Genomic DNA, 12,399 nt, shown 5'->3' with positions numbered 1-12,399 from the left:
TGATGAACGCGGGCCTCGTGCTCGACAGCGGGAAGATCGGTGATGTGCCGACCTTCAATCCGCGCGAGCTCGAGACGCCGCGCGAGGCGGCGGCCGAGAGCGTGACCGACGCGATCTATGACCGCGCCGTCGACGGCGAGATCACCGTCAGCGTGACGGACCTGCCGCTCGATGGCGGGCTTCCCGTCGACCGCTCCGTCGATCTCGAAGAAGACGATATCGAGCGCCAGCTTCGGGAAGAGCAAGTCGGCGAGCCGATGGTCGCCTCGTCGCGGCCTGACCTCGACGCCTTCGTCGAAGCGCCGGTCGTGCCGAACAATGTCGTCGTGGTGCCGGAGAATGTCTCCGAGCTCGTGAAAACCTCGGATGCCGACGGTGAGGCGGACGAGGAGGATACCGACCTCGTGGAGCTCGTACAGCCCGGCGACACCTTGTCGAAGGTGCTGAACGGCAGCGGCGTCGGTGAGGAGGATACCGAGGCGATCAGCCAGGTGCTGCGGCGTGTCGGCGTCAGCTCGCTGCGGCCGGGGCAGATCCTGCGCATGGCCTTCGAGCTCGACGAGACCGGCGAAGAGGCCCAGCGCCGCCCGCTGCGCTTCTCCGTCTATGGCGACGACAATCACATCGCGACGGTCGCCCTCACCGACGAAGGCAATTTCGTCCTCGGCGAAGCGCCGCCGGGGCCGCCGCCGATCGTGGAGGAACCGCAAGTCGCTTCCTCGGGCGACAGCCTGCCCACGGTGTACAAGAGCCTTTACCAGACCGCCGTCGACAACGGTCTGCCGGACCGTGTGCGCGACGTCCTCCTCTCCACCTTCGCGAACGATGTCGATTTCAATTCGCGGGTGCGGGGGGGCGATCAGCTCACCGTGCTCTATTCGGCGAAGCCCGAAGACGCCCAGAAGGCGGAGGCGAACGTTCCCTCCGAGATCCTCTATGCCGCGCTCACCGCGAGCGGGGTGGAGCGGCGCTTCTACCGCTTCAAATCGAGCGACGGCATCGTCGACTATTATGACGAGGACGGCCGGACGGGCGACAAGTTCCTCCTGCGCAAGCCGATGGAGCGGGGAGTCTATCGCTCCGGCTTCGGGATGCGCCGCCATCCGATCCTGCACCGCACGCGTCTTCACAAGGGTGTCGACTATGCGGCCCCTCGGGGAACGAAGATCTATGCCGCGGGCGATGGCGTCGTGACACAGGCCGGCTGGAAGGCCGGTTATGGCCGCTGGGTCGCGATCCGGCACAAGAACGGTTACGAGACCGGCTATGCGCACCAATCGCGGATCGCCAAGGGTATCAAGCCGGGCGTGCGGGTGAAGCAGGGCGAGGTGATCGGCTATGTCGGCTCCACCGGCTTCTCGACCGGCCCGCACCTTCACTTCGAGGTGCACGTCAACAACCGCCCGGTGAACCCGCTGAAGATCCGCTTGCGCCGCGGCCGCGAGTTGACGGGCGAGCAGCTCGCCAATTTCCGCTCCGAGCGGGACCGGATCGACGCGCTGATCGGCGCCCAGCGAATGGATGTCGCCCGGCGCTGAGCGCACGGCGAACGCCACGAGAAAAGCCCGCCTCTCGGACCGAGATGGCGGGCTTTTTCGTGCGCTCGCGAGGCGAAGCCGTCAGGCGGCGGTCGCGACACCCAGGGCGAACGGCCATTCGAGGCGAAAGACCCCGTTGACGCGGCGCGCCTCGGCCCGTTGCGCGATCGATTCCAGCACCAGCTTGCGCACGGACGCGGCCTGCCGGTCGATCAGCATCGGCGTGCGCACGATCGCGCGATAGAGGATGTCGATCACCTCCTGGCCGGAGCGATGCGTCTTCGCGGCGATGTGATGGGTGAGCGCGCCATTGCGGAAGCCGGCCTCGGTGAGGAGGGGAAGCGCGCTCGCCTCCTCGCTGAACTGGAAGGGCGGCGGGGAGGGCGGCAGCTCGATGTCCATCGTCCCATGCGATTTGATCGCCGCGTTGACGATGTTCATCACGTCGAACCCCTCGGCCGGGCCCCAGGCGGTGTAGATGTATAGGCCGCCGGGCTTCAGCACCCGCCGCGCCTCGGCGAGCGCCTTTGCCGGGTCGGTCATGTGCCAGAGGCCGAACGCGCAGGTGACGACATCGAAGCTCGCGTCGGCGAAGGCGAGGCTTTCGGCATCGCCGACGGAGACCGCCGCATCGGAGGCCTTGTCGCGCGCGATCGCCGCCATCGGCAGCACGAAGTCGACCGCCGAAACCGTGGCGCCTCCCTCGCCGAGCGCGATCGCGAGGTCGCCCGTCCCGCAGCACACGTCGAGCACGTCCTTGCCGGCGAGATCCCCGGCGGCCGACAGGATCGGGGGAACGGCCTGCGCCGTGATGTCGGCGAACAGGGAATCGTAGTTGGCGGCCTTTTCCGTCCAGGCGGTGCGCTCGAAGCTCTTGAAGGAGGTGGACATAAATTGGCCTTCGCCGAATCGGGGAGAGGAGCGGCACGATAGAGGAGGCGGCGCCCGCATGGAATCGGGCGCCGCCAATCAATCTCTCACGCCACCCGAAGGATGAGTGACACGCCACGAAAAAGGGGCCGCGTGCGGCCCCTCGCTTCGTTCGTTCGGCCGGGTGCGTCCGATCAGGCGGCTTCGGCGACCGCGCCGGGCACCCGCTCGAACACCAGACGCGCGGTCGACGGGCTCACGCGAACGGTGTCGCCGTCCATGATTTCGCCGCCCAGGATGCGCTCGGCGAGCGGATCCTGCACCTCTTTCTGGATCACGCGCTTCAGCGGGCGCGCGCCATAGACCGGGTCGTAACCGCGCTCGGCGAGCCACTCGATCGCGCCGTCGGTCATCTCCAGCGTGATCTTGCGATCGGTCAGGAGCTGGCGGAGCCGGGCGAGCTGGATCTCCACGATCGAGGCCATCTGCGTGCGCTTCAGGCGCGAGAAGAGGACGATCTCGTCGAGCCGGTTGAGGAATTCCGGCCGGAACGTCGCCCGGACGAGATCCATCACCTGCGGACGGACCGCCTCCACATCGTCGGTCTCGCCCTGCGCGGCGAGGAACTCCGCGCCGACATTCGAGGTCATGACGATGATCGTGTTGCGGAAGTCCACCGTGCGGCCCTGTCCGTCGGTGAGGCGCCCATCATCGAGCACCTGAAGGAGCACGTTGAAGACATCGGGGTGCGCCTTCTCGATCTCGTCGAACAGGACGACCTGATAGGGGCGGCGGCGGACGGCCTCGGTCAGCGCGCCGCCTTCCTCGTAGCCGACATAGCCCGGAGGCGCGCCGATAAGGCGGCTGACGGCATGCTTTTCCATGTACTCCGACATGTCGATGCGGACCATCGCCGTGTCGTCGTCGAAAAGGAAGGCCGCGAGCGCCTTGGTGAGCTCCGTCTTGCCGACGCCCGTCGGGCCGAGGAACATGAACGAGCCGATCGGCCGGTGCGGATCCTGAAGGCCGGCCCGCGCGCGGCGGACGGCAGCGGAGACGGCATGGACGGCTTCGGCCTGGCCGACGACGCGCTTTTCGAGGGCCTCCTCCATGCGCAGGAGCTTCTCGCGCTCGCCTTCCATCATCTTGTCGACCGGGATGCCCGTCCAGCGCGAGACGACTTGCGCCACGTGGTTGGACGTCACCGCCTCCTCGACCATAGCGCCTTTGTCGCTCTCGCCGCCTTCGGCCTCGGCGATCCGGCGCTCGAGGTCCGGGATCACGCCGTAAGCGAGTTCACCGGCGCGGGCGAGATCGCCTTGCCGCTGCGCGTTGGCGAGTTCGATGCGGGCCTGGTCGAGCTTCGCCTTCACGTCCTGCGCGCCGGCGAGCTTGTCCTTTTCCGCGCGCCAGCGCTGGGTGAGGGCGTTCGAGCGCTCCTCGAGCCCGGTCAGCTCGCGCTCCAGCTTCTCGAGCCGGTCGCGGGAGGCCGCGTCGTCTTCCTTGCGCAGCGCCTCACGCTCAATCTTGAGCTGGACGATGCGGCGGTCGAGCTCGTCGAGCTCTTCCGGCTTGGAATCGACCTGCATCCGCAGTCGCGAGGCCGCCTCGTCGACGAGGTCGATCGCTTTGTCGGGCAGGAAACGGTCGGCGATATAGCGGTTGGAAAGGTTCGCCGCCGCGACGATCGCGCTGTCGGTGATACGCACGCCGTGGTGCAGCTCGTACTTCTCCTTGAGGCCGCGCAGGATCGAGACGGTATCCTCCACCGACGGCTCGTCGACGAAGACGGGCTGGAAGCGGCGGGCGAGCGCGGCGTCCTTCTCGACATATTTGCGGTATTCGTCGAGCGTCGTCGCGCCGACGCAGTGCAGCTCACCGCGGGCGAGGGCCGGCTTCAAGAGGTTCGAGGCGTCCATCGCGCCATCGGTCTTGCCGGCGCCGACGAGGGTGTGCACCTCGTCGATGAAAAGCACGACATTGCCGGTCGACTTGATCTCGTTGAGGACGCTCTTCAGCCGCTCCTCGAACTCGCCGCGATATTTCGCGCCGGCGATGAGGGCGCCCATGTCGAGTGACAACAGCGTCTTGTTCTTGAGGCTCTCCGGCACGTCGCCATTGACGATGCGCAGCGCGAGGCCTTCCGCGATCGCCGTCTTACCGACGCCCGGCTCACCGATCAGGATCGGGTTGTTCTTCGTGCGGCGCGACAGGACCTGGATCGTGCGGCGAATCTCTTCGTCGCGGCCGATCACCGGGTCGAGCTTTCCTTCGCGCGCATCCTCGGTGAGGTCGCGCGTGTACTTTTTCAGCGAATCGTATTGGCCTTCGGCCGATGCCGTGTCGGCGGTGCGGCCCTTGCGAAGATCCGCGATCGCGGTTTCGAGCGCCTGCGGCGTCGCGCCGGCCGCTTTCAGGATCTTGAAGGATTCGGACGAGCTCTCGCTCGCGAGTGCGAGGAGGAGGCGCTCGACGGTGACGAACGAGTCGCCGGCTTTCTTGGCGAGGTCCTCGGCCTGCTGCAACACCTTCACCGTGGCCGGCGTGAGGTGGAGCTGGCCCGCCCCGGAGCCTTCGACCTTCGGAAGGCGGGCGAGCGCGCGTTCGACGCCCGCGAGCGCGGCCTTCGGGTCGGCGCCGGCGGATGTCAGAAGCCCGGCTGCGAGCCCCTCATTGTCGTCGAGCAGGACCTTCAACAGGTGCTCGGGTGTGAATTGCTGATGGCCCGCTCCGATCGCGTTCGTTTGCGCCGATTGGATGAATCCGCGCGTGCGATCGGAAAATTTTTCGATATCCATATGACCCCCTGAACCCTTTCGACAGCGAAGACTCGAGGAAAGAGCGTTTGGCTGGCGCGGTGCGATTGCCACCGCGGGCGCCGCCTATCGGCCGGCGCCATAACGAAGATAAGCATCCCGGAGGCGGAGAAAAGACGTCTTTGGGCCCCTTTTGTGCCGATTCTGCCGGAGCCGCCGGCCGCCGCCGCGCGGGTCCCCGGACGATCGAGGGCGGAAAAGGGAAGGTGGTGCGCAAGCGGGCGCTAAAAGACGGCGCCGGCTTTCACGAAAGCAATGGCGCGCGACTGTGCGCAACGGCGCGAGATCGCGGTCCGTCTCGCGGGCGGCATGACGCGGACGCACGAAAACACCCCGCCTGGATCGCAAGGATCCGGCGGGGTGCCAACGAGGGGAGACGAGCTGTTCTTCTTATGAGGCGGCGGGCCGTAGCGCGCCGGCAGGCTGGTCGGCCGCGCCGATAGAGTCGGCGGACGGCGCCGACTTCAGTTGGTCGATTCGGCGGTTTCGGTTGCCGGCTTGTCGGCATCGGCGGTGCGCCGGGTCCGCGTGCGGGGGCGCGTCGTGCGGGGGCGGCGCTTGGGTTTCGCGTCGTCTTCCGCCGGCGCTTCGGCCGCGTTCAGCTCGACCGTGGCGCCCGCCTCGTCGCTCTCGGAAGCGGTTTCGACCGATTGCGCGTCGCCGTCGCCGTTGCCGTTTCCGTTGTGAGCCGGTGAGGGCTGAACGGTCGCCTGGACGGTCTTGTTGTCATCGTCGTCGTCGCCATCGTCGTCGTCGAGATTGCGATCGTTGTTGTTGCCGTTGGCGCGAACGGTGCGACGTACGCCGTCGTCCTCGTCGTCGTCGATACCGTCATAGCCGTTGACGGACGGTTGCTCGCCGCGGAAGCGATCGTCGTAGCGGCCGCCGCGATCGTTGTCGTCTCGGCGCTCGCGCGGCTGCTGGGTGTTCGATTGCTCGTACGCTTGCGCGACGATGCGATAGTAGTGCTCGGCGTGCTGGAAGTAATTTTCCGCCATCACGCGGTCACCGGCGGACTGGGCGTCTCGCGCAAGTTGGGCATACTTGTCCGCAACCTGGAGCGCACTTCCGCGGATCTTAACGTCTGGGCCGTTCGACTCGTATGAGCGAGCAAGCGGATTGCTATTCTTGCTCCGATTGCGGCCACGTAGACGCTTGTTCGGATTGTTTGGTCTCATCAGCTCGTTTCTCGTCCGGGACACAACGTCAAACTGGCGGACTGTTTGGCGCAGAAAGGTGAAGACCCTTCCAACGTCCAACACGATCGACACGAATGCAGATCGACGGCCCGACTCAGTTCGCTTAGGAGCGCCGCCTATGCAGCGCACCACACCCCAACCACGTCGACGACGGCTGTAGGCCGATGCCCAGTTGGGCACGCTACAGGGAAACCCATCGTCGCCTTCATGGCGTCAGTGATAACGGTGCCCCAATCGAGGGGCAGGCACACGATGGGCATCAACGGTGCTCAATGCACCAGAACCCACCGGCCGACAGCCGGACGTTAGCGGGTCCGGCTCATCATTCCAAGACTTAATTACATACACGTCACGTCTTTTCCAACATGGCGACGTTAAGCATTCGTGCGGCGCAATGCGATGGCGCGCGTGTCTCCGTTGAGATCTGTGGCGATCGACACAGCCGAAAGGCCACATCGCTCGGCTTCACGGATCACCTCGGCCTGAGCATTTGGATCGATCTCGACGATCAAAGTGCCCGTAGGCAACATCATCTCGTCGGCCTGCGCGAACACGATCCGGTAGGCGTCGAGCCCGTCCACACCGCCATCGAGGGCGAGGCGGGGGTCGTTGTCGCGCACGATCGGATCGAGGCTCTCGATCACCGACGTCGCGATATAAGGCGGGTTCGAGACCACGACGTCGAACCGCTTCGCGAGCGCCGCGCCGAAATTGGAAACCACGAAAAAAGCACGGTCGGCGAGGTTGTTGCGCTCGGCGTTGCGTTCCGCCTCTCGAAGGGCATCCTCCGAAATGTCGACCCCGACGCCGAACGCGTTCAGGCGCTCGCTGAGGATCGACAAAAGGATCGCGCCCGTACCAACCCCTAGATCGGCGATCAGGGCCTCGGTTTCAACCGGTTGTAGCATCTGAAGCGCAAGTTCGACGACAGTTTCGGTTTCCGGGCGCGGCTCCAGCGTCGATTGATTGATCCGCAAATCCAGCGACCAGAAGGCCCGGCGGCCGAGAATGCGCCCGATCGACCGGCCGGCGATTCGCTCGCGCGCATGGGTCACGAGCTCGGCGGCGAGTTCCGGCGAAATGCGCATCCGGGGATTGGCGATCAGTTGCGCCGTCGAAACGCCGAGCGTTTCGGTGACGAGAAGCCGTGCATCGAGATCCGGTGTCGCGATCCCAGCCTCACGAAACGCCCGCTTCACCCCGTTATAAAGGCTCGACAGGTCGGCATCGTCGTTCATGAGGCCGAGGGGATCGTCAACCATCGGTCTCTGCCAGCAATCGCGATTGATGCTCGGTCGCCAGCGCGTCGACCACCTCGTCGAGCGCCGTCCCGGCGAGCACCTCGTTCAGTTTGTAGAGTGTCAGGTTGATGCGGTGATCCGTCACCCGGCCTTGCGGGAAATTGTAGGTGCGGATGCGCTCCGACCGGTCGCCGGAGCCGACCTGGCCCTTGCGTTCGGCCGCCCGCGCGTCGTCCGCCTCCTGCCGCATCATGTCGTAGAGGCGGGCCCGCAGAACCTCCATCGCGCGCGCACGGTTCTGGTGCTGCGACTTTTCCGAGGAGGTCACGACGATGCCGGTCGGCAAGTGGGTGATGCGCACGGCCGAATCGGTCGTGTTGACGTGCTGACCGCCGGCGCCGGAGGCCCGCATCGTGTCGATGCGGATGTCGGCCGCCGGGATGTCGATATCGACGTCCTCGGCCTCCGGCAGCACTGCGACGGTCGCCGCGGAGGTATGGATCCGCCCGCCCGATTCGGTGACCGGCACACGCTGCACGCGGTGGACGCCGGACTCGAATTTCATCCGCGCGAACACGTTGGTGCCCCGCACCGCGGCGATGATCTCCTTGTAGCCGCCGGCCTCGCCCTCGGACATGCTCATCACCTCGACCTTCCAGCCCTGCTCGGCGGCGTACCGCTCGTACATGCGGAAAAGGTCGCCGGCGAAGAGGGCGGCTTCCTGGCCACCCGTCCCGGCACGGACTTCGAGGATCGCGCTCTTGGCGTCCGCCTCGTCCTTCGGCAGGAGGGCGACCCGGATCTCGTCGGCCAGCCGGTCGATCGTCTTCACGACCTCCGGCCGCTCGGCTTCAGCGATCTCGGCCAACTCGTCGTCGGCCTTCAACAGCTCGTCGATATCGGCGAGCTCCTTCTCGGCCTGGCGTAAGGCCGAGACGGATCGGACGAGCGGTTCGAGCTCGGCATATTCTCTGGACAGCTCCACATATTCGTCGGCCTGGGGGCCGGCGGCCATGCGCTGCTCCAGAATGTTGAAGCGGTCGACCACCTCGTCGAGCCGCTGACGCAACATCATTCTCGTTCCTAGACTGGGATGTCGTTCGCGTCTGCAAATCGCGAAAGAAGATGACGAAGATCGTCGTTTCCGCGTCCAGGTTCAAGCCTTGGCCATAGACGCGCGCGCAATCGTCCCAGGTCTGTTGCACGAATGGCGGCCTTGACCGGCCCGATCGCCGCGGGCGGCATCGAAAGATGCGTGTAGCCGAGCCCGAGAAGGCAGAGCGCTTCGAGCGGGCGGCTCGCATAATCGCCGCAGACGGTCACGGGAACGTTGGCCTCCCGGCACGCATCGGCGACCCGCTTCAGCATCCGCACGAAGGATTGACTCAACGTGTCGAACCGGCCGGCGACGCGCACGTTCGAGCGGTCCGCCGCCATCGCAAACTGGAAGAGATCGTTGGTGCCGACGGAGACGAAATCGGTGACCTGCAGCAGCTCCTCGAGCTCGAAGAGGAGCGACGGCGTCTCGAGCATCACCCCGAGCTTGGTCGATTCGGGAAGCGTATAGCCGTGCGTGTGCAGGAAGCGCCGCTCGCGATCGACGAGCGCCCTTGCGGCATTATACTCGGCGACGGTCGTCACCATCGGGAACATCAGTTTCAATTCCTGCCCCGCGGCGGCGAGGAGGAAGGCGCGGATCTGCGTGCGCAGCAGGCCCGGCCGGTCGAGGCCGAGACGCACCGCGCGCCAGCCCATCGCCGGATTCTCCTCCTCCACCTTGCGCAGATAGGGAAGGATCTTGTCGCCCCCGATATCGAGCGAGCGGAACGTGACCGGCCGCCCTTCGGCGCCCTTGTAGATCTGGCGGTAGAGCTGCTCCTGCGCCTGCATTCGCGGCAGGGAGGGCGCCACCATGAACAGCACCTCGGTGCGGAAGAGGCCGACGCCGGCCGCGCCGCTCTCCTTGAGATGCGGCATGTCGGCGAGCATCCCCGCGTTCATCGACAAGGTGACGTCCTGCCCGTCCCGCGTCGTCGCCGGCAGATGCCTGAGGCGGCGATATTGCGCCTGCTTGCGTGCCCGGAAGCGGACCTTCTCCGCGAACACGTTCTCGACGTCGGGGGAGGGGCGGATATGAACGTCGCCCCCGTCGGCGTCGATGATGATCGCTTCGCCCGATTCCACCATCGACGTGACGCCGGCGGCCTGGCCGATCGTCGGAATGCCGAGCGCGCGGGCGATCAGCGTGACGTGGGAGGCGGGCGTGCCTTCCTCCATCACGAGACCGCGAATGCGGGTGCGCTCATAGTCGAGGAGTTCGGCCGCGCCCATCGAGCGGGCGACGATGATGGCATCGCCGGTGATCTGCGCGAGCGAGGTCGGCGAGCGACCCATCAATTCGCGCAGGAGCCGGTTGGCAAGATCGTCGAGATCGTGGAGCCGCTCGCGGACCAGACGGTCGGTCGACCGCAAGAGGCGGGCGCGATTGTCCGACTGGACGCGCTCGACGGCGGCTTCGGCCGTGAGGCCGGAGCGCACGACGTCGGCCATCTTGCGAGCCCAGCCGCGATCCTGCGCGATCATCAAGAAGGCCTCGAGCACGTCCCGCGGCGCGCCGTCGCCCTTCACCTCGTCGCGCGAGAGGTGGGCGACGAGGTTGCCGCGGATCTTGTCGAGCGCGGTTTCGAGACGGTTCAGCTCATGCTCGACATCGTCGTTCAACAGGCGGGTGACGACGACGCGCGGCTCGTGCAGCACGGCGCGGCCGAGGCCCACGCCCTCGACCAGCGAGACGCCGGCCACGTGAAGCTGCCGGCTGATATCGAGCGCGGCGGTCGATTGCGGGATCTTCTCGAGGTCGCCGGTGCCGGCGATCTCGGCGATCACCATCGCCGTGGTCTGCAACGCCTCGACTTCTTCGTTGTCGTAGCGCTTCGGCGCGCGGTTCTGGACCGTGAGGACGCCGAGCATCCGGCCGGCGCGTAGCACCGGCACGCCGAGGAAGGTGTTGTACTCATCCTCACCCGTCTCCGGCAGATAGGCAAAGCCCGGATGGGAGCGGGGATTGGTGATGTTGAGCGGCTGAGCGGTCTTCGCGACGCGGCCGACGAGGCCTTGGCCGACGCGCAGCCCGGCTCGGTGCACGGCCGACGGATTGAGGCCGTGCGTGGCATAGAGTTCAAGGATGCCGTCTTCGCGCAGAATGTAGAGCGAAGACACTTCGGCAACCATATTGTCCGCGATGATGCGGACGATACGGTCCAGCCTCTCCTGAGCTTCGAGCGGCGCGGCCATAACCGCGTGCAGCTGCTTGATAAGCTGCCTTGGCCCGGCAAGCGTATCGCGCATCGGCCCTCCTACAACCACGGGTCGTTCGAGGTCTTTCAACCATAATGAGGCGGCGCGCGCATCCTAAAAATGGAGAATACTCGTCGCCGCCACCACCGTTACCGTGAATTGCCTCTATGCTGAAATTAGTGCGCGACCTTGTCGAGGCCATAGACGGAGTGAAGCGTTCGGACGGCAAGCTCGGTGTAGGCGGAATCGATCAACACCGAGATTTTGATTTCCGATGTCGTGATGGCACGAATGTTGATCGACCGCTCGCCGAGCGCCTTGAAGGCGGTCGCCGCCACACCGGCGTGCGAGCGCATGCCGACGCCGATCACCGACACCTTCACGACGTCCGTGTCGCCGAGGAGCTTGGCGAAGCGGATCGTCTCCCGCTGCTCCTCGAGCGTCGCCATCGCGCGGTCGAACTCGGACTGCGGGACGGTGAAGGTGATGTCGGTCGTCGAGCCGTCGTCGGAGATGTTCTGGACGATCATGTCGACATTGATGTTCGCATCGGCGAGCGGACCGAACACGCGGTGCGCGACGCCGGGCGCGTCGGGCACATCGCGAAGGGTCACCTGGGCTTCGTCGCGCGAGTAGGCGATGGACGTGACTGTTTCTGCTTCCATGTCGATATTCTCCCCGGTGATCAGCGTCCCGGGCGGGGTGACGGCGGGATCGGCGAAGCTGGAGCACACCATGAGCGGCACTTCGTAGAGCATCGCGAGCTCGACCGAGCGCACATGGAGGACCTTCGCGCCGAGCGAGGCCATTTCGAGCATCTCCTCGTGGGAGATTTGCGGCAGGCGGCGGGCCGATTTCACGATCCGCGGATCGGTCGTGTAGACGCCGTCGACATCGGTGTAGATGTCGCAGCGGTCGGCCTTCAGCGCGGCGGCGAGGGCGACGGCGGTCGTGTCGGACCCACCCCGGCCGAGCGTCGAAATTCGGTTGAGCGGCGACAGGCCCTGGAAGCCGGCGATCACGGCGACTTGGCCGCGGCCGAACCGCTCGATAATCTGGCTGCCGTCAATGTCGGCGATGCGGGCGGCGCCGTGGGCCTCGTTGGTGCGCATCGGGATCTGCCAGCCCTGCCAGGAGCGGGCCTCGATCCCCATCGTCTGCAGGACGATCGCGAGGAGGCCGGAGGTGACATTCTCGCCGGAGGAAACGACAGCGTCATATTCACGCGCATCGTGGAGCGGCGCGGCTTCGCGGCAGAGCGCCACGAGACGGTTGGTCTCCCCCGCCATCGCCGAAACGACCACGGCAACCTCGTTTCCAGCTTTCACCTCGCGCGCCACATGGGCGGCGACGTTGCGGATACGGTCGACGTCGGCGACGGAAGTGCCGCCGAATTTCATTACAATGCGGGACATGGAGTGTAAGTCAAACTTTGCGG

8 protein-coding genes (1 of these 8 only partly in view) are annotated in these 12,399 nt (G+C 66.0%); 1 reads left to right on the top strand and 7 read right to left on the bottom strand.

All coding sequences use genetic code 11. The features are described 5' to 3' along the window. A protein-coding gene (locus L1787_RS26070) for a M23 family metallopeptidase (protein WP_235709161.1) crosses the window boundary here: on the top strand, positions 1–1,538 show its 3' portion. Its footprint begins 379 nt before the window's first position; only the last 1,538 of its 1,917 coding nucleotides appear in the window; its start codon lies off the left edge, out of view; its stop codon occupies positions 1,536–1,538. Between the two features lie 81 nt (positions 1,539–1,619). Here the strand turns inward: L1787_RS26070 and L1787_RS12305 are convergent, their stop codons facing one another. From L1787_RS12305 to L1787_RS12275, 7 genes are all read right to left on the bottom strand, one after another. Beyond that, the gene (locus tag L1787_RS12305) at positions 1,620–2,429 is read right to left on the bottom strand and encodes a class I SAM-dependent methyltransferase (RefSeq protein WP_235709160.1); all 810 of its coding nucleotides are present in this window, start codon (positions 2,427–2,429) and stop codon (positions 1,620–1,622) included. Between the two features lie 173 nt (positions 2,430–2,602). Continuing rightward, positions 2,603–5,206 (bottom strand): ATP-dependent chaperone ClpB, encoded by a 2,604-nt coding sequence (gene clpB / locus L1787_RS12300; protein WP_235709159.1) that lies wholly within the window; start codon positions 5,204–5,206, stop codon positions 2,603–2,605. 482 nt (positions 5,207–5,688) lie between these two features. Further along, positions 5,689–6,402: a DUF4167 domain-containing protein gene (locus L1787_RS26065; RefSeq protein WP_369415091.1), complete on the bottom strand. Its 714-nt coding sequence runs from the start codon at positions 6,400–6,402 to the stop codon at positions 5,689–5,691. Positions 6,403–6,797: 395 nt separating this feature from the next. Further along, complete coding sequence (prmC, locus tag L1787_RS12290) at positions 6,798–7,685, bottom strand: peptide chain release factor N(5)-glutamine methyltransferase (RefSeq protein ID WP_235709158.1); 888 nt, start codon at positions 7,683–7,685, stop codon at positions 6,798–6,800. Next, positions 7,678–8,739, bottom strand: coding sequence for a peptide chain release factor 1 (gene prfA / locus L1787_RS12285; RefSeq protein WP_439648288.1), 1,062 nt, complete (start codon positions 8,737–8,739; stop codon positions 7,678–7,680). The genes prmC and prfA overlap by 8 nt, the downstream gene beginning before the upstream one ends. A gap of 8 nt (positions 8,740–8,747) precedes the next feature. Beyond that, entirely contained in the window at positions 8,748–11,012 is a 2,265-nt protein-coding gene (gene ptsP, locus L1787_RS12280; protein WP_235709157.1) for a phosphoenolpyruvate--protein phosphotransferase, read from the bottom strand. 125 nt (positions 11,013–11,137) lie between these two features. Next, positions 11,138–12,376 carry an aspartate kinase gene (locus L1787_RS12275; RefSeq protein ID WP_235709156.1) on the bottom strand — a complete coding sequence of 413 codons (1,239 nt, stop codon included), beginning with the start codon at positions 12,374–12,376 and terminating at the stop codon, positions 11,138–11,140. Positions 12,377–12,399 lie beyond the last annotated feature (23 nt).

This window comes from Acuticoccus kalidii, assembly GCF_021556395.1.
GTDB classification, from domain to species: Bacteria; Pseudomonadota; Alphaproteobacteria; order Rhizobiales; family Amorphaceae; genus Acuticoccus; species Acuticoccus kalidii.
This window is presented reverse-complemented; position numbering and strand designations above follow the sequence as displayed.

Excerpts from the sequence above, each read along its gene's own strand:
- L1787_RS12305 (WP_235709160.1), bottom strand. The coding sequence starts at position 2,429 with ATGTCCACCTCCTTCAAGAGCTTCGAGCGCACCGCCTGGACGGAAAAG.
- L1787_RS26065 (WP_369415091.1), bottom strand. The coding sequence starts at position 6,402 with ATGAGACCAAACAATCCGAACAAGCGTCTACGTGGCCGCAATCGGAGC.
- prfA (WP_439648288.1), bottom strand. The coding sequence starts at position 8,739 with ATGATGTTGCGTCAGCGGCTCGACGAGGTGGTCGACCGCTTCAACATT.
- prmC (WP_235709158.1), bottom strand. The coding sequence starts at position 7,685 with ATGGTTGACGATCCCCTCGGCCTCATGAACGACGATGCCGACCTGTCG.
- ptsP (WP_235709157.1), bottom strand. The coding sequence starts at position 11,012 with ATGCGCGATACGCTTGCCGGGCCAAGGCAGCTTATCAAGCAGCTGCAC.
- clpB (WP_235709159.1), bottom strand. The coding sequence starts at position 5,206 with ATGGATATCGAAAAATTTTCCGATCGCACGCGCGGATTCATCCAATCG.
- L1787_RS12275 (WP_235709156.1), bottom strand. The coding sequence starts at position 12,376 with ATGTCCCGCATTGTAATGAAATTCGGCGGCACTTCCGTCGCCGACGTC.